This window comes from Armatimonadota bacterium, from assembly GCA_035527535.1.
Classification (GTDB): domain Bacteria; phylum Armatimonadota; class Hebobacteria.
Genome location: DATLAK010000191.1, coordinates 20,495 through 36,785 on the forward strand (window position 1 = coordinate 20,495; position 16,291 = coordinate 36,785).

Annotated in this window: 15 protein-coding genes; 11 read left to right on the plus strand and 4 right to left on the minus strand. The window is 68.5% G+C overall.

Annotated features, from left to right (window positions below; translation table 11 throughout):
* Window positions 1-13 precede the first annotated feature (13 nt).
* Window positions 14-1,675, minus strand: coding sequence for a protein translocase subunit SecD (secD, locus tag VM221_14340; GenBank protein ID HUT76002.1), 1,662 nt, complete (start codon window positions 1,673-1,675; stop codon window positions 14-16).
* Window positions 1,676-2,173: 498 nt separating this feature from the next.
* On the opposite strand from secD, the gene VM221_14345 reads away from it, so the two are divergent.
* Window positions 2,174-3,286: an AI-2E family transporter gene (locus VM221_14345; GenBank protein ID HUT76003.1), complete on the plus strand. Its 1,113-nt coding sequence runs from the start codon at window positions 2,174-2,176 to the stop codon at window positions 3,284-3,286.
* A gap of 30 nt (window positions 3,287-3,316) precedes the next feature.
* On the opposite strand, the gene VM221_14350 is transcribed toward VM221_14345, so the two are convergent.
* Window positions 3,317-4,279 carry a Gfo/Idh/MocA family oxidoreductase gene (locus VM221_14350; protein ID HUT76004.1) on the minus strand — a complete coding sequence of 321 codons (963 nt, stop codon included), beginning with the start codon at window positions 4,277-4,279 and terminating at the stop codon, window positions 3,317-3,319.
* 95 nt (window positions 4,280-4,374) lie between these two features.
* Window positions 4,375-5,883 carry an FGGY-family carbohydrate kinase gene (locus VM221_14355; GenBank protein HUT76005.1) on the minus strand — a complete coding sequence of 503 codons (1,509 nt, stop codon included), beginning with the start codon at window positions 5,881-5,883 and terminating at the stop codon, window positions 4,375-4,377.
* Window positions 5,884-6,150: 267 nt separating this feature from the next.
* On the opposite strand from VM221_14355, the gene dapA reads away from it, so the two are divergent.
* Complete coding sequence (gene dapA / locus VM221_14360) at window positions 6,151-7,059, plus strand: 4-hydroxy-tetrahydrodipicolinate synthase (GenBank protein ID HUT76006.1); 909 nt, start codon at window positions 6,151-6,153, stop codon at window positions 7,057-7,059.
* Window positions 7,060-7,091: 32 nt separating this feature from the next.
* Window positions 7,092-8,111: a Gfo/Idh/MocA family oxidoreductase gene (locus tag VM221_14365; GenBank protein HUT76007.1), complete on the plus strand. Its 1,020-nt coding sequence runs from the start codon at window positions 7,092-7,094 to the stop codon at window positions 8,109-8,111.
* 572 nt (window positions 8,112-8,683) lie between these two features.
* On the opposite strand, the gene VM221_14370 is transcribed toward VM221_14365, so the two are convergent.
* The gene (locus VM221_14370; GenBank protein ID HUT76008.1) at window positions 8,684-9,064 is read right to left on the minus strand and encodes a hypothetical protein; all 381 of its coding nucleotides are present in this window, start codon (window positions 9,062-9,064) and stop codon (window positions 8,684-8,686) included.
* Between the two features lie 160 nt (window positions 9,065-9,224).
* On the opposite strand from VM221_14370, the gene VM221_14375 reads away from it, so the two are divergent.
* The 8 genes from VM221_14375 to VM221_14410 all read left to right on the plus strand — a co-directional run.
* Window positions 9,225-9,908 carry a response regulator transcription factor gene (locus VM221_14375; protein ID HUT76009.1) on the plus strand — a complete coding sequence of 228 codons (684 nt, stop codon included), beginning with the start codon at window positions 9,225-9,227 and terminating at the stop codon, window positions 9,906-9,908.
* A 98-nt stretch (window positions 9,909-10,006) separates the two neighbouring features.
* Window positions 10,007-11,248, plus strand: a complete 1,242-nt coding sequence (locus VM221_14380) for an amidohydrolase family protein (protein ID HUT76010.1) — start codon at window positions 10,007-10,009, stop codon at window positions 11,246-11,248.
* A 337-nt stretch (window positions 11,249-11,585) separates the two neighbouring features.
* Complete coding sequence (thiE, locus tag VM221_14385; protein HUT76011.1) at window positions 11,586-12,254, plus strand: thiamine phosphate synthase; 669 nt, start codon at window positions 11,586-11,588, stop codon at window positions 12,252-12,254.
* Between the two features lie 14 nt (window positions 12,255-12,268).
* A complete protein-coding gene (thiC, locus tag VM221_14390; protein ID HUT76012.1) occupies window positions 12,269-13,546 on the plus strand; it encodes a phosphomethylpyrimidine synthase ThiC in 1,278 nt (425 codons plus the stop codon).
* Between the two features lie 111 nt (window positions 13,547-13,657).
* Window positions 13,658-14,671 (plus strand): Gfo/Idh/MocA family oxidoreductase, encoded by a 1,014-nt coding sequence (locus VM221_14395; GenBank protein HUT76013.1) that lies wholly within the window; start codon window positions 13,658-13,660, stop codon window positions 14,669-14,671.
* The gene (locus VM221_14400) at window positions 14,671-15,678 is read left to right on the plus strand and encodes a Gfo/Idh/MocA family oxidoreductase (GenBank protein ID HUT76014.1); all 1,008 of its coding nucleotides are present in this window, start codon (window positions 14,671-14,673) and stop codon (window positions 15,676-15,678) included. The genes VM221_14395 and VM221_14400 overlap by 1 nt, the downstream gene beginning before the upstream one ends.
* Window positions 15,679-15,839: 161 nt before the next feature.
* Window positions 15,840-16,088, plus strand: coding sequence for a hypothetical protein (locus tag VM221_14405; protein HUT76015.1), 249 nt, complete (start codon window positions 15,840-15,842; stop codon window positions 16,086-16,088).
* A gap of 15 nt (window positions 16,089-16,103) precedes the next feature.
* On the plus strand, window positions 16,104-16,291 hold a 188-nt coding region (locus VM221_14410; GenBank protein ID HUT76016.1), incomplete at its 3' end, for a fused response regulator/thioredoxin-disulfide reductase.

Below are 16,291 nucleotides of genomic sequence, written 5' to 3' on the forward strand. Positions count from 1 at the left end.
CACGGACTACCCATCACACCCCAAACCACCAGAGCTTCTTGGCGAAGCTGGTGTTGGTGGTGATGTTGATAAAGAGCCGGGTGATGGTGACCGCGGTAAACAGGCTGCACACGACGCCGATGAGCAGGATGATGGCGAAGCCCTTGATAGCGGCGGTGCCCAGGCCGATTAGGACGATGGCGGTGAGGATGCTGCAAACATTGGAGTCGAGGATGGCGGTCCAGGCGCGGTTGAAGCCGGCCTCGACGGCGCTCTTGAGGGTTTTCTGGGAGCGCAGTTCTTCCTTGAGGCGCTCGAAGATGATGACGTTGGCGTCCACCGCAGTGGCGATGGAAAGGACGGCGCCGAAGATGCCGGGCAGGGTCAGGGTCGCGTTGAAGAGCTTGAGCACCGCCAGCAGCAGCAAGCAGTAGATCACGAGCGCCAGGTCCGCCAGCAGCCCCGGCAGGCGGTAGTAGAGAGCCATGAACGCCAGCACGAACACCAGGCCGACCAGCCCCGCCCACAGGCTGCGGGTGAGCGAGTCCTTGCCCAGGGTGGCGCTGACGGTGCGATTCTCCTCCACGTCGAGCGGGATGGGCAGGGCGCCGGAGTTGAGCAGCACCGCCAACTGCTGCGCCTCGCGGGTGCTGCCGATGCCCTCGATCTGGCCGTCGTTGCGGATGGCGGAACGCACCACCGGCGCCGAGATGATCTCATTGTCGAGGACGATGGCCAAGATGTGGTCCTTGTGCGCCTTGGTGAATTTCCAGAACGCGTCGCCGCCCTCCCGCTTGAAGTGGAATTTGACCACCGGAAAGCCGGAGGCGTCGGGCTCCACCCGCGAGTTCGGTTGCAGTTGATCGCCGCGCACGATCACCGGCGACGCGGCGATCACCTGCGCCTGGGGCACCTCCAGGCCGGCCTCGTCGGTGAAATAGACCTTGAGCGCCAGGGGGGAGTCGGGGTCGGGCTCGGCCTTGAGCTCGTACTTGGGCGGGACGTGGCGGAACTCGAGCTGGGCGGTGCTGCGAATGACGTTGAGCGCCCGCTCGGGATCGGTGATGCCGGGGAGCTTGACGATGATCTTGTCGTCGCCCTGGGTCTGCAGCACCGCCTCGGCCAGGCCCAGCTTGTTGACCCGCTGCTCAAGAATGGTCTTGACCTGGCGCAGCATGGTGGGAGTCATGCTCTTGAGGTCGGCTTTGCGCGCGCTGATCTTGCCGTACCGCTCCCCCAGCCCCTTTTGCAGGCGGGCGAGGATCAGCTCTCGGTAGCGGTCAGCCTGTTGCTTGCTGTCGGCCTGCAGGCGCACCGTCATGGACTTGGTGGCGATGTCCACCGAGGGGAGGGACCCCAGGTCGAGGGTGGCCAGCAGGTCGGCGAACATGCCCTGGGCCGCGACCCGGTCATCCTCGCGGGGGGCGATCGCCTGGTCGAACTCGTAGGTCAGCAGCGCCTGGCTGCGGGCCTTGAGTACGACGTGAATGCCCCCGCGCAGGTCGTGGCCGAGGTTGAGCACCGGCGTCGGCGGATAGAGGTAGAGCCGGCCGAGCTGGAGGGCGGGCGTGACCTTCTCCTCCGCGCGCAGGGGATTGGTGCGCGGGCTGAAGCGGATCGGCTCGAACACGATCTGGAAAGACGTGATAACGAGCACGATGATGGCGATGCTCCAGGCTCGGGTGCGCGCTTGCATGAGAACCTCGCGACGGCTAACAGAAAAACTCCGAAGCCATTGGCTTCGGATTGTGGAATTATAGCGAATCGCCGGGAGCTTGTCAATCGCAATCGGGGCTGACCGTTACCCGCCTTGCGCTATTGCGCAGGCGAGACCCTTCGCTAACGCGGCTAGGTCGCGGAGCGACCGCCGTGTCCCTAGGTCAGAGACCGGGATGGCGGCCCAAGGTGGCTAGGTGGCTCCGCCACCGCCACGGCGGTCTGCAGAGCAGACCTAGCCGCCTAGCCAGCGGCCCTCCGGGCCTAGCCACTCACAGTGACAACGGTCTGGTGGTGTCATTCTGAACGGAGCGTGCCCGCGCGAAGTGAAGAATCTCGCTGCGGCCTGATCGGAAACTGGGTAACCGTGAGCGATCGGGGCCGGCTTGATCGGGGCCGGCCTTCGATTGACAGGCTCCGGCTTGGGCGGCTACAATCTGGCCGTCGCCGCCGCGGGGCGCACAAAGAGGTGAGGGCGTTGCAGAGTCCCCCGGAACAGCGCCGGTTGTCGCCCGCCGCCGCCGTCGTCATCCTGGTCTTCGTGCTGCTGCTGATCAGCCGCACCGTGCGGCTGCTGTGGGTGCCGATCCAGTTCTTCATCATCGCCTCGCTGGTCGCGCTGGCGCTGAGCCACCCCGTCAACTGGCTGCAGCGGCGCCGGGTGCCCCGCCTGGTCGCCATTATCGTCCTGCTCGCCCTGGTCCTGGCGGCGATCGGCGCCTTCGCCGGCGTCTTCCTGCCGCCCCTCACCCGGCAGGCGGCGGACCTGGTGGACAACCTCCCCACCTACTGGCAGGGTATCAGCGCCCGCCTGCAGGACATCACGCGCCACTATCCGTGGATCCAGGAGCGCATCAGCGAGCTGGACGTCTCCCGTGAGACGACGCGGCGCTTGCAGGACATCGTGTCCGCGGGCTGGCAGTTCGCGGTCGGCGTGGCCGGGGCGGTGATGCTGGCGCTGCTGCTGATCATCACCGTCGTCTTCATGCTCGCCAATCCGCGGCCGCTGATCAACGGCCTGGTCGGGGTGGTACCGGAGCCGTGGGACGCGCAGGCGCGGCGCATCGGCGCGCTGCTTGCCGTCCGCCTGCGCGCCTGGATCCGGGGCCTCATCGTCCTCGGCGCCGTCATCGGGGTCGCGGTCGGCATCGGGCTGTGGGCGCTGGGGGTGCGCTACGCGGTGCTGTTCGGAGTGCTGGCGGGGGTGCTGGAGATGGTGCCCACCGTCGGGCCGGTGCTGTCAGCGATTCCGCCCATCCTGGTCGCGCTCGCCGGGGAACCCATCCGCGCGCTGTGGGTGCTGCTGCTGTTCATTGGCGTGCAGCAGGTGGAGAACACGCTGTTGGTGCCGCTGGTGATGCGGCGCCAGCTGCAATTGCACCCGGTGTCCACCATCCTCGGCTTCATCGCCCTGGGCACGCTGTTCGGCGTCTTCGGGGCGATCATCGCCGTGCCCACGGTGGCGTGCCTCAAGGTGCTCTACGACGAGGTTTACTACCCCTGGGCCCACCCGGCCGCCGCGGCGAAGGCCGCCGCCGCGGCGCCGCCTGAGGAAGCTCCCGCCGCGCAGGAAGCGGATGCGGAATCCTGACCGCCGGGTCGGTGCGCGCGCCCTGCGCGCTCACATCATGCGCGCGGCGTAGATCAGGTCCACCAGCTCCATCGTGCGCACGGCGTCGCCGAAGTGCGTTTCCGGCAGGCGCCCCTGCCGGATGCAGTCAATGAAGTGGCGGTTCTCGGCGAAGAAGCCCAGCCGCTTATGGGGCTCGTCGCTGCCGGCCAGATCGCGGCTCCAGATCTCCTCGCCGACGGCCTCGTTGTCCTGGTAGATGACGGCGCGCTCGTCGGTATCTACGAAGGCGGAGATGCCGGTGGCGTGCATCTCCAGGGTGTGCACCCGCTTGCCCACCGCCCAGTTGGTGAGCAGCGCGCCGGCGGCCCCGCTCTCGAAGCTCAGCAGCGCGTTGAAGCTGTTATCGAAGTCCGACTCCAGCGCGCGGATGTCGCTCGCCGCGCAGACCACCTCGCCCCCCATCCAGCGCAGCGCATCCACCGCGTGGATGGCGTCGCAGGTCAGCACGTCAATCGCCCCCCCGTAGTAAGGGGCACCGCCCAACTGGTTCTTATAGAAGGTCGCCACGCATTGAGTTATCGGCCCGCGCTGCTGCACCCGTTCCTTGGCCGCGCGCGCAGCCGGGATGAAGCGCCGGTTGAAGGCGACCATGGTCAGCGACCCGCTGCGTTCGGCGGCGCGCGCCAGGCCGCGCGCCTGCACGGAGGTCACCCCCGGCGGCTTCTCGATGAAGACGTTGAGCTTGCGCTCCAGGCAGTGGATCGCCAGATCGAAAAGCTGATGGGGCGGCATCAGAATGTAAACCGCGTCGGGGGCGGTCTGCTCGATCAGCGTGCGGTAGTCCTGGCTGCGAACCTCGATGCCGAAGCGGTCGCCGGTATCCTGCAGGCGCGCGCGGTCGAGGTCGCACAGACCGGCCAACTCCACGTCCTCCATCTCCGCCAGCGACGGGTAATGCACGCTCTGGGCCATCGCTCCCGCGCCGATCAGCGCCAGCCGCACCTTTTCCATCTCACCGTCTCCTTTCGGCTTCAGCCCGGCGCCGCCGCCCGCGGCCGGCGCGGAGAATCCCGATTCGCGCTCGCGGGCGAGCGCGCCTGACCCGCCTACAGGCGGTGGACGATGTCGCGCAAGGCGGGGTAGAGACACCGGTAGATGTCATAGCGCTCGTCGTAGCGCGCGGCCATCTCGGGATCGGGCTCGTAGGTGCGGGTGACATGCACCGTGCGCCCCACCGCCTCGTTGAGGGAGGAGTATTCCCCGACCGCGGTTCCCGCCAGCAGCGCCGCGCCCAGGCACGCGGCCTCGGACACCGACAGCGCTGACACCGGGCGGTCAAAGATGTCGGCCTTGAGCTGGAGCCAGGTCGGCGACTGGGCGCCGCCGCCGATGGCGCGCAGGCGCTCGACCGCGACCCCCGCCCGCCCCAGGTGCTCGAGGTTGAGGCGCATCTCGAAGGTCACCCCCTCCAGCAGCCCCTTGATGATGTCGCCCTTGCCGGTCGCCAGCGTCAGCCCCAGCAGCGCCCCCTTGGCGTAGGGATCGAGCCACGGTGTGCCGGTGACGGTGAAATGCGGCAGCACCATCACCGGCGACGGCCCGGCGGTCGCCAGCCCGATCATCATCTCGTACACCTCCATCCCCGCCGCCTCGGCGTCCTCGCGTTCCTGCTTGCCCAGGGTGTCGCGGTACCAGCGCAGCAGCGATCCGCCGGTGAAGTTGAAGGCGAGGGTGACGTACATGCCGGGGACGACGTGATGGTAGCAGGAGTAGTTCGATTCGAGCATGGCGTCGCTCAGGTTGAGCTCGGCAAAGGCGGGGGTGATGCACTCGACGGTGCCGGTGGCGTCCATGGCGACGTGGGGGGCGACGATGCCCGCGCCCAGCGCCCCGCAGGGCTGGTCGTGGCCGCCGGTGACGATCGCCACCGCGCGCGGCAGGCCCAGTTCCTGCGCCACCTCGTCGCGCACGCGCCCGACGATGGTGCCGCTGGGAGCGACGGTGGCCAGGCGTTCGGCCTCCACGCCGGCCCGCGACAGTAGGTCCGCCGACCAGCGCTCGGCGCGCACGTCGAAGGCCATGGTGCGCCCGGCGAGCGAGTAGTCAATCGCCGGCTCGCCCCCCAGGCGGTAGAGGGTGAGGTCCTCGTAGCACAGGAACTTCCAGGCCTGCGCGAAAACCTGGGGGTCGTTGTCACGCCACCACATGAGCTTGTTGACGGTGTACATGGGATGCAGCGGCTGGCCGGTGATGGCGAAGAGCGCGCGCCGGCCCAACTGGCGCTCCCACCATTCGCTCTGGGCGGTGGTGCGGTTGTCGAAGCTGACGATACTGGGGGCCAACGCCTGCCCGTCGCGGCCGATGGCGGTCACCCCTTCGCCCTGGGAGGAGACGGCGAGGGCCTTCACCGGGTCGCGCGCGCCCGCCCGCGCCACCGCCTCGCGCACAGCCTCTTTGGTCGCCCCCCACACCGCGTCCGAGTCCATCTCGACCCAGCCGGGCTGCGGGAAGATATGGGGGTACTCGCGGTAGCCCTGCCCCAGCACCTTGCCGTCGAGATCGAATACGATTGCCTTGCACCCGGTGGTGCCCACATCAATGCCAAGCAGGCTCATGCCGCACCTCCGCAATGGGGCGACTGTGCCACGTCGCCGGGCGCTGCGCCCGCGCCATGGAGCCTGGCCGCCTCGGCCGGGATGTCACGGGCGGGGGCGCCCATGCTCCGATCATCCGCGCCCCGCAGCCCCTGGGGGTGATGTTTTCGACAGGGGAGGCGGGAGCCCTGCGCGGCTGACGCGCCATGCGCCGGCAGGGCAGCGGCCACTGACGGCGAAGACAAACCAACGAATACCCATTTCACTGCTGCCAAGGAGTGCAAGATCATGCCCAGATTCAGCGACACCGTCGGCCGCCTGCTGCTGCCCCTGATCACCCCCTTTATGCACGATGACACCGTGGATCACGACCGCGTCGGCGAATTGGCGAACTACGTGCTCGACCGCGAGTACGGCGACGCCCTCATCGTCAGCGGCACCACCGGCGAGTTCTACGCCCTGACCCTGGAGGAGCGCGTCGCCCTCTTGCGGGCGGTCAAGGAGGCGGTCGGCAACCGCGCCCCGCTCATCGCCGGCACCGGCGCCGCCTGCACCAAACATGCTATCGCGCTCACCAAGGCTGCCGCCGACATCGGCTACGACGCGGTGATGGTGGTCACGCCCTTCTACTCCAAGCCCACCCAGGAGGGGATGCGCCTGCACTTCGAGCAAGTCGCCGCCGCCACTGACCGCCCGCTCATGCTCTACAACATCCCCCTTTTCAGCGGCGTCAACCTCGAGCCGCCGACGGTGGCGGCGCTGGCCAAGCTCCCCAATATCGTCGCCATCAAGGAGGAGGCCGGCGTCAACCCCACGCAGACCTCCGACTTCATCCTGGGCACGCCGGATGATTTCGAGGTCTATTGCGGCGACGACACCATGCTGCTGCAGGTGCTGTCCCAGGGCGGGGTGGGGACGGTCAGCGGCGGCTCGCATGTTATCGGCGACCTCATGCGCGCCGCGATGGACGCCTTTCTGGCCGGCGACAACGCCAGGGCGACGGAGCTGCACCTGAAGATGTATCCGTTTTTCAAGGCCCTGCTGGGCGCCGGGCGGGTCAACGGGACTCCGCTGGTACGCGAGGCGCTGGCGTTGACCTGGCAGCCGGTGGGGCCGCCGCGGATGCCGCAGTTGCCCGCCTCCGAGGCCGAGCGCGAGGCCCTGGTGCGGGTGCTGTCCGAGCTGGGGAAGCTGTAGGCAGGCGACGAGACGAATGAGGAGGCGCGGACATGAAGGAGCTGGGTTGCGCGGTGCACGGCGCCGGCTGGGTCAGCGGCGAGCACATACGGGCCTACGCCCATAACCCCCACTGCCGGGTGGTGGCGATCTCCAGCCGCACCGAGCAAAGCGCGCGCGCGCGCATGGCCGAGTGCGGTTTGGATTGCAGGCTCTACACCGACTACGACCGGCTGCTTGCCGACCCGCAGGTGGACTGCATCTCCATCTGCACCCCCAACCAGCTCCACGCGCAGGAGACGATCAAGGCCGCGCGCGCCGGCAAGCACATCGTCATCGAGAAGCCGGTGGCGCTCAACCTGGCCGACCTGCGCGCGATGCGGCAAGCGGTAAGCGACGCCGGCGTCAAGACGGTGGTGAGCTTCGTCTTGCGCTGGAACCCCTTGTTCGACATCATCAAGTCCTTGCTGGCGCGGCGCGCCATCGGCGATCTCTACTACGCGGAGGTGGACTACTGGCACGGGATCGGCCCGTGGTACAAGCAGTACGAGTGGGTCACCAAACAGGCCCTGGGCGGCAGCTCCTTCCTGGCGGCAGGGTGCCACGCGGTGGACGCCATCCGCTACTTGGTTGGCGCCGAGATCACCGAGGTGCGCGCGTTCGAGAGCGGGCCGGCCTTCGGCTATGAGTACTCGCCGACGATCGTCGGCATCGTCAAGTTCGACAACGGCGTCATCGGCAAGCTCTCCTCGTGCGTGCAGGCGCGCATGCCCTACAGCTTCAACCTGGACCTGCTGGGCAAGGAGGGCGCCATCCGCAATAACCGCCTCTACTCGGTGACGATGCTGCCGGGGCAGAAGGAGTTCGCGACCATCCCCACCATCCTGCCCGACAGCGGCGATGTCACCCACCATCCCTTCCAGGGGGAGATAGACCACTTCGTGGACTGCATCCTCAACGACGTCGAATCACATGTCAACCTCGACGACGCGGTGCGGACCCACGAGGTGTGCTTCGCGCTCGACGAGTCGGCGGCCGCCGGGGGAGAGAAGGTGACCTTGCCCTACGCGTAGCCCGCATTATTCCTAACCCGGCCTTTGGCCGGAACCAATAGAGATTGTCCCTACAAACAGAAGCCAACCACAGATGCACACAGATGGACACGCGGCTAGGCCCGATGAATCGGACCGCCGTGGCGGCTGTAGAGCCTAGCCAGATGGCGGATCTGATCATCCCTCCAGTCCGGTCTGCGTTCATCGGCGTTCATCCGTGGTTCACCTCCTGGAAGAATCTTCTATACAAGTGGCTAGGGCCGACGAGTCGGCCCGCCACGGCGGCCAACGGCCTAGCCCGCTGTTCGGCATTTCAGCGGTAAGGGAATGAAGAGGGCAAGGTGACCGCATACTGTCATTCCGAGCCCCTCGACTTCGCTCAGAGCCTGCCCCGAGCCAAACGAGGGGATAAACTCCGCGAGGAATCTGCTATGCGGAGGCGAGATTCTTCACTGCGTTCAGAATGACATGAATAATGCGGCGTAGGGTCGGGCCCGGGGCCGCAGCGGGCGCGCGGATCGGCGTGGGCGACGGCGCCCCTCCCCGGTCCGGGGACGGACGCCGTCGCCCGATTGATTGCAGCTTGCTCGAGGCTACCCCGAAGTGCTGAGGTCCGCGCTGAGGAACTGCCCCACGGCCGCCCGCAGTCGGTCGAGCTCCCTGGTCGCCCGCTCGGGATGCCAGGCCCAGCAGTCCTCGCAGATGTCGAAGCCCAGACGGAGACTGGCGCAGAGATCGTAGGCGCGCCGCCGCAAGCGCTCGGACTCGACCACCGCGCGGGCGTGCGCGGCCGCCTCGCGGCGCTCCTGGGTCGCGCCGGCGATCCACTCGATATCCAGCGCCAGGAGCACCACCGTAGCCAGCGCGGCGATGACGAGCGATAAGCGCCCGCCCGCGGCGTGGCCGCTAAGCTCGACCCAGATGACGGTCGCCACCACGCTGTACGCCGCCAGATGCTCCATTATGCGCCGCATCGTCCCGCACCTCCACAGAGCTTCGTCACAAGATGATGGTAGCACTATTCGGGTCCACAACCAATCCGCTTGTCGCCCTAGATCTTGGCGCCAAATGTGGAATACAACCAGCACGAAAGGGCTAAGACCTTCGAACAGCACACCGACCGGGGAGGCAGCCATGAGCAAGCAAGGCGACAAGCAGGCGCTGAAGCCGCGGCCAGTGCGGATCCTGATCGCCGATGACTACCACTTCTATCGCTACGGTTTGCGCGTCTTCCTCGAGCAGCACGACGATCTCAGCGTGGTGGGGGAGGCGGGATCCTCGGAGGAAGCGCTGGCCGCGGTCGAGGGCCTCAAGCCCGACATCATCCTGCTCGACCTCGATTTGCCGCCGGAGGGCGGCCTGCACGTCCTGCGCGAGACCAACGCCCGCGCCCCTGAAACCAGGGTCATCGTCCTCACCGGTCTCGATGACGAGGTCTGCCTCGCCGACGCCATCGAAAGCGGCGCCTCGGGCTACGTCCTCAAGGATGCCGACCCCCCGCTCATCCTGAGCGCCGTGCGCAGCGTGGGCAAAGGCGGCACCTGGCTCCAGCGTGAGATGACAGGCAAGCTGTTCGAGGAGTTCACCCGCCTCGCCCGCACCCGCCGCGAGGCTCCCGACCGCCTGCTGACCACGCGCGAGGTCGAGGTGCTGTCCCTGCTCGCCCAGGGCAACCGCAACGCCGAGATCGCCGACAAGCTCTTCATCAGCGAACGCACAGTCAAGGTGCACATCACCAACCTGTTCCGCAAGCTCGGCCTCAGCGACCGCGTGCAGGCCACCCGCTACGCCATCCGCCACCGCCTGGTGCGCGCATGAGGCCGCCCGCGCCCGCGGCCTCCTTTGCGCAGGAATAGGACCGCTCCTCGTCGTAGGTACAGACCGAGCGCCGATCGCGGCGTGAGAGAGGCATCACCATGAGGCTTCCCGACACCGCACAAGCGCTGGTGCGGACCTTCGCCGAGTTCGAGATCATTGACGCGCACGAGCACCTGCCGCCTGAGGACGTGCGCACCAACCAGCGGGTGGATGCGCTGACGCTGTTCTCCCAGTACACCCGCACCGACCTCATCACTTCCGGCATGGCGCCCCAGGATTACGAGGCGATGCTCAACCCCGAGCTGCCCCTCGATCACCGCTGGGGACTGCTGCGTCCCTATCTGGAGCACATCCGCCACGGCTCCTACGCGCGGCCGGCCTTCATCGCCGCCCAAGAGTTCTACGGCTTCGATGACATCAACGACGACACTTACCGCCCGCTATCGGAGGCGATGCAGCGGCAGAATACCCCGGGCATCTACCACCGCATGCTCCGCGACAAGTGCCGGATTCGCTATGCGCTGACCCAGAACCCGGCCAGCGTTCGCGCCGACGACTTGCTGCTGCCGGTGATGCGCAGTGATCCTCTCTCAACGGCGAGGACCTGGGAGGAACTCGCCGTGTGCGGCCGCGACCTGGGCGAGTCCGTGGCGACCCTGGACGATTACCTGCTGGTGGTCGAGAAGGCCGTCGCACGCTGGCAGGACAACGGGGCGGTCGGCATCAAGATCGTCTCGCAGCCCTACGGCGTGCCCGACCGGGCCGAGGCCACGGCGGCGTTCGAGAGCTTACGCCGCGATGCCCACGCGCAGCTCCCGGTGATGAACCCGCTGCGCGATTACGTCACCGAGCACCTGCTGCAGGTGGCCGCGCGGCGGGACCTCACGGTCGCCGCGCACGCCGGCATGTGGGGCGATTTCCGCGAGATGGCGGTGCAGCACTTGATCCCCATCTTCGTGCGCAATCCGCAGACGCGCTTCGATCTCTACCACATGGGCATGCCGGAGGTGCGCACCACCGGCGTCATCGCCAAGAACTTCCCCCACGTCTGGCTCAACCTGTGCTGGAGCCACATCATCTCGCCGGTGATGGCGCGCTCGGCGCTGGACGAGTACATGGACCTGGTGCCGGTCAACAAGCTCACCGCGTTCGGCGGCGACTACGTCACGCCGGTGGAGAAGGTGTACGGACACCTGGTGATGGCGCGGGAGAACATTGCGATGGTGCTGGGGCGCCGCGTGGACGCGGGGCTGATGACCGAGGCGCAGGCCATCGCCGTCGCCCGCAGGTGGTTCTTCGATAACCCGATGGAGCTCTACCGCCTGGCCGGCAACGCCTGAAGGCTGGCAGCACCCTCCAAGGCGCGCGCTGCTACGCCGTCAGCACCGACATGTACATGTAAAGGCGCGGCCAACGGCCATCCCCGCGGTGCGCGAACGCGCCCGCGGACGACCCCAAGGTTCGCCGCCCGAACCTGACCCGGGCGCGCAAGCTGCTCGGCTACGCCCCCGGCGCGACCGCGCAGGAGGGCCTGACGCGCACCATCGAGCGGTTCGCGGCCCGCCTGGCCGGCACACCGCCCCGCAGTAACGCCCCGCAGGCCCACCACGGCGACACTGGCACCTGGTTTGCCGCACCTGACAGGTCAAACCATCGCCGGCGGCGAATATTCTAGGGATGAGGGCGCGCGATCAAGCGGTGTCGAGAAAACGGTTGCCGGGCACATACGGGCTCTACGTCGTCACCGAGCGATGGCAGGGCCGCGGCCACGCCGATGTCGCGCGCGCCGCGCTTGCGGGCGGCGCGCGGGCGATCCAGTTCCGCGACAAAGAGATGTCGGTGCGGGAACTGCTGGCGACCGCCGCGGAACTGCGCGCGGTGTGCACGGCGGCGGGCGCGCTGTTGATCGTCAATGACCGCCTCGACGTGGCGCTGGCGGCGCAGGCCGACGGCGTGCACCTGGGACCGGAGGACCTGCCCGTCGCCGCCGCCCGGCGCGCAGCGAAGGGCAGCGAGCGGCGGTTCATCATCGGCGCGTCGGCGTCAACCGTGGATGAGGCGCGACAGGCGGTGGCGGAGGGCGCGGACTACCTCGGCGTGGGCGCCATGTTCGCCACCGAGACCAAGCCCGACGCCGGACTTCCGGTGGGCCCGCAGCGGCTGGCGGAGATGCGCCGGGCGGTCGCGCTGCCCATCATCGGCATCGGCGGCATCACCGCCGCCAACGTCGCCGCGGTCATGCGCGCCGGGGCCGCCGGCGCCGCCGTGATCACGGCCATCAGCCGCGCCGATGACATGGAGGCGGCGGCGCGCCAGTTGGTACGCGCCATCGAGCAGAGCACATAGGTGACCGCAGAATGATGACCCAGGTTGAAGCCGCGCGCGCGGGCCAGGTCACGCGCGAAGTCGCGGAGGTCGCCCGCCAGGAAGGGCTGGAACCGGAAACCATCGCCGCCGGCATCGCCGCCGGCACCATCGTCGTACCCGCCAACCCCGCCCACCGCGCGCTCGACCCGCGCGGCATCGGCGCCGGTTTGCGCATCAAGGTCAACGCCAACCTCGGCACCTCCTCGGGCCAGCCCGCGCTGGAGCTGGAGATGCAGAAGCTGCAAGCGGCGATGGACGCCGGCGCCGACACGGTGATGGACCTCAGCACCGGCGGCGACCCCGACGCGGTGCGCCGCGCCATGCTCGACCAGTGCCCGCTGCCGCTGGGCACGGTACCCGTGTACCAGGCGGCGATCGCGGCCATCAGCAGCGGCGGCAGCATCCGCGCCATGAACCCCGATGACCTCTTCGCCGTCATCGAGCGCCACGCCGCCGACGGCGTGGACTTCTTGACCCTGCACTGCGGCGTCACCCGCGCCATCGTCTCCTACATCGAGCAGTCGGGGCGTCTCACCGGCATCGTCAGCCGCGGCGGGGCCTTCCTCGCCTGCTGGATCAAGGCCAGCGACCGCGAGAACCCGCTCTACGAACAGTTCGACCGCGTGCTCGACATCGCGCGCCGCCACGATGTGACCTTGAGCCTGGGCGACGGCCTGCGCCCGGGGTGCCTGGCCGACGCCACCGACCGCGCCCAGGTGGAGGAGCTGGTGGTGCTGGCGGAGCTGGTCGAACGCGCGCGCGCGGCCGGGGTGCAGGCGATGGTGGAGGGGCCGGGGCACGTGCCCCTGGACCAGGTGGCGGCCAACGTCATCCTGCAAAAGCAAGTGTGCAAGGGCGCGCCATTCTACGTGCTCGGCCCGCTGGTGACCGATGTCGCTCCGGGCTATGACCACATCACCTCGGCCATCGGCGGCGCGTTGGCGGGCATGGCCGGGGCCGACTTCCTGTGCTATGTCACGCCCTCGGAGCACCTGGCGCTGCCCGGCCCCCAGGAGGTGCGCGACGGCGTCATCGCCGCCCGCATCGCCGCCCATGCCGCCGACGTCGTCCGCCTGGGCGCCCGCGCCCGCGCCTGGGATGACGCGATGGCGCGCGCCCGCCGCGCCCTCGATTGGCCGCGTCAGTTCGAGCTGGCGATTGACCCCGCGCGCGCCCGCGAGCTGCATGGGCGCACGGGCGACGTGCCCGCCGGCACCTGCACTATGTGCGGCGATTACTGCGTCTTCAAGCTGCTCACGGGTGTGACCTGATCCGCGCCGTGCGTTCGTCACCCGCGGCGCTGCGCCCGTCAGCGCGAAACCGCCTGCCGGGCGCGAGTGAGCCAAAACGTCGTCAACTCTGTCGGACTTCGAGCTTGAGCCATGCTACGAGTATGCGTGATCGGTCTGGACCCTGCCGGCAATCTGCACGCCGACGCCTATCGGCGGGATAAGCGGGCACAGTTGGTGGGGGTGTGCGACAGCAACCCGCAGCGCCTGCGCGCGGCGGCGTCGCGCCTGGGGGCGGAGGCATTCGGCGACGCGGGGGAGATGCTCGACGCCCTGCGCCCCGACCTGGTGAGCGTCTGCGCGGGTGATGATTCGGCGGCAGTGGCATTGCAGGCGCTGGAACGCGAGTGCCACGTTCTGTGCGAGGCGCCGCCAGCGCCCGGCGCCGGCCAGACCCGCGAGCTGGTGACCGCGGCGACGGTGCGCGGGCGGCACCTGGCGGTCAACTTCAACCTGCGCTTCACCCCGGCGGCGCTCAGGGCCAAGCGCTGGCTCGCCGAGGGCCGGCTGGGAACGCCCCTGTTCGCCAACCTCGCCCTGTGGTGCGCGCCGGAGCAGGGGCTGTGCGGCGAGCGCACTTTGTGGCAGCTCGCCCACCATGGCCTCGATCTCACCCGCTGGCTGTGCGGGGATATCACGCGCCTGCACTGCTTCGCCGCCCGCGCGCCCGGGCGCGCCGAGTGGTCATCCGCGCAAGTCAACCTCGAACTCGCGGCCGGCGTCGTCGGTCACCTGACCGTCAGCCGCGACATGGCGGCGCACCATCCGCTGGCGTGCTGCGAGGTCGCCGGCACCACCGCGCGCCTGGTGATCGAGAACATCTACGAGGAAGCCACGCTCTTCCCGCACGCCGACGAAGAGAAGACCACCTACACCAACTCCATCTTCGGCGGGCTGGGGGGCTACGACGATACGTACCACTGCCGCATCAGCCGCCTGCTGGAGCAGCTCGCGGGCGGTGCTCCCGCCGGCATCGAGGGCTCGGGGCACGATGCGCTCGCCGCGCAGCTGGCGGTGGAGGCTGGGCTCAAGTCGCTGGAGACGGGGGCAGTGGTGGAGGTGAGCGCCCCCGGCCCAACAACCGCCGGCGCCACGGGTGAACGGTGATGCTTAGGGTTTGTGTCATTGGCATGGGGCCCATCGGCAACCGCCATGCCGACATCTATCGCGAGGATTCACTGGCCGAGTTGGCGGGGGTGTGCGACCTCATCCCCGAGCGCGCCGATGCGGCGGCTGCGCGGCTGGGAGTGCCGGGGTTCCACGACGCGGCGGCGATGCTGGAGGCGCTGCGCCCGCAGGTGGTGAGCGTGGCCACCGGCGGATACGAGTACGGCAGCGACCACTACCTGCCGACCATGCAGGCGCTGGAACGCGGCTGCCACGTGCTGTGCGAGAAACCCCTGAGCAACGAGGTGCCGCGCGCGCGCGAGATGGTGCTCAAGGCGCGGGAGCGAAACGTTTGCCTCGGCACCAACCTCAACCACCGTTTCACTCCGGCGGCGGTCACGGCCAAGCGCTGGATCGCCGAGGGCCGAGTGGGCGCGCCGCTGTTCATGAACATGGCGATGTGGATCGGCAATCCCGCCGAAAGCTCACCCTACTTCCACCTCAAGGCCTTGCACCCCCACACGATTGACATCATGCGCTACTACTGCGGCGACATCGCGCAGGTGCAGTGCTTTGCCATCAAGGCGCCCGGGCGCGCCATCTGGTCCACCGCGCAGTTTAACGTCAAGTTCGCCGGCGGCGCCATCGGCCATCTCACCGGCAGCTACGACATCCTCCGCGGCCACCCCATGGAGCGCTGCGAGGTCGCCGGCACCCAGGGCCGCTTCGTCCTGGTGGACATGTACAAGGAGCTCACGCTCTATCCTCACGCCTCGCCCGAGAAAACGGTTATCACCAATCCCATCTGCGGCGGCATGACCGGCTTCTCCGACACCTTCCGCCGCCGCCTGCATCGCTTCCTGGAACAGATTTGCGCGGACGTCGAGCCGGACGAAATAGACGGCTCGGGGCGGGACGGCCTCGCCGCCCAGAACGTCATCCAGGCGGCCATCGAGTCGCTGGAGACCGGCCGCGCCGTCACCGTGCCGCCGCTGGGCCTGGGATAGACGCGGCACTGATCAGGGCCCGGAGTCAGGCGGCGGCCCCACACTGTGGGGCCGCCGCCCAAGGGCAATCCCCACTTTTCGCTCCCACCCGCGCGTGAGGGATGAACAGGTAGATCCTTACCCCTTAGGCGTTGAATCTCCTTTGGCAGCAGGATGTGGGAATGGTCTTCAAGAAAGACGCTGCGCCACAGGGTGATGCGCGGGTCGACCTGGGGCGCCTCCTGCTGCAGTATCTCCAGCGGCGAGCGGTTGCCTTTGTAGCCGTTGCGGCGCGCGACGTTGAAGTAGAGCCAATAGCTGCGGGCCTTATCGAGGAAGTGAACGCGACCGGCGAAGTCCTCGCGATCGTAGAACTCGTCCTCGCACAGCCGGTGCGCGGTTTCGACATCGCTTTGGTAGGTGTGAGCTGAGGGCGGGATGAAGTTGTGGGTCACCAGGCGCGCCTCCACGGTGGGCTTGAAGCCGTGGGGCACGCCGTGGCGGCCCTGGCCGCCGGCGTATTCGGGGCCGTTGTCGGTCTGGAAGCCGACCTCGTCGAGCGCGACGCCGCAGGCGACGAGGTGGGCCATGACGCGCTCGGCGAAGACGCAGGCCAGAGCGGCGCTGCGCTCCT

What these genes read in the sequence shown, in the direction of transcription:
- secD (HUT76002.1), bottom strand. Translation starts at nt 1,675, where the DNA reads ATGCAAGCGCGCACCCGAGCCTGGAGCATCGCCATCATCGTGCTCGTT.
- VM221_14350 (HUT76004.1), bottom strand. Translation starts at nt 4,279, where the DNA reads ATGGAAAAGGTGCGGCTGGCGCTGATCGGCGCGGGAGCGATGGCCCAG.
- VM221_14355 (HUT76005.1), bottom strand. Translation starts at nt 5,883, where the DNA reads ATGAGCCTGCTTGGCATTGATGTGGGCACCACCGGGTGCAAGGCAATC.
- dapA (HUT76006.1), top strand. Translation starts at nt 6,151, where the DNA reads ATGCCCAGATTCAGCGACACCGTCGGCCGCCTGCTGCTGCCCCTGATC.
- VM221_14365 (HUT76007.1), top strand. Translation starts at nt 7,092, where the DNA reads ATGAAGGAGCTGGGTTGCGCGGTGCACGGCGCCGGCTGGGTCAGCGGC.
- VM221_14370 (HUT76008.1), bottom strand. Translation starts at nt 9,064, where the DNA reads ATGCGGCGCATAATGGAGCATCTGGCGGCGTACAGCGTGGTGGCGACC.
- VM221_14375 (HUT76009.1), top strand. Translation starts at nt 9,225, where the DNA reads ATGAGCAAGCAAGGCGACAAGCAGGCGCTGAAGCCGCGGCCAGTGCGG.
- VM221_14380 (HUT76010.1), top strand. Translation starts at nt 10,007, where the DNA reads ATGAGGCTTCCCGACACCGCACAAGCGCTGGTGCGGACCTTCGCCGAG.
- thiE (HUT76011.1), top strand. Translation starts at nt 11,586, where the DNA reads ATGAGGGCGCGCGATCAAGCGGTGTCGAGAAAACGGTTGCCGGGCACA.
- thiC (HUT76012.1), top strand. Translation starts at nt 12,269, where the DNA reads ATGACCCAGGTTGAAGCCGCGCGCGCGGGCCAGGTCACGCGCGAAGTC.
- VM221_14395 (HUT76013.1), top strand. Translation starts at nt 13,658, where the DNA reads ATGCTACGAGTATGCGTGATCGGTCTGGACCCTGCCGGCAATCTGCAC.
- VM221_14400 (HUT76014.1), top strand. Translation starts at nt 14,671, where the DNA reads ATGCTTAGGGTTTGTGTCATTGGCATGGGGCCCATCGGCAACCGCCAT.
- VM221_14405 (HUT76015.1), top strand. Translation starts at nt 15,840, where the DNA reads ATGGTCTTCAAGAAAGACGCTGCGCCACAGGGTGATGCGCGGGTCGAC.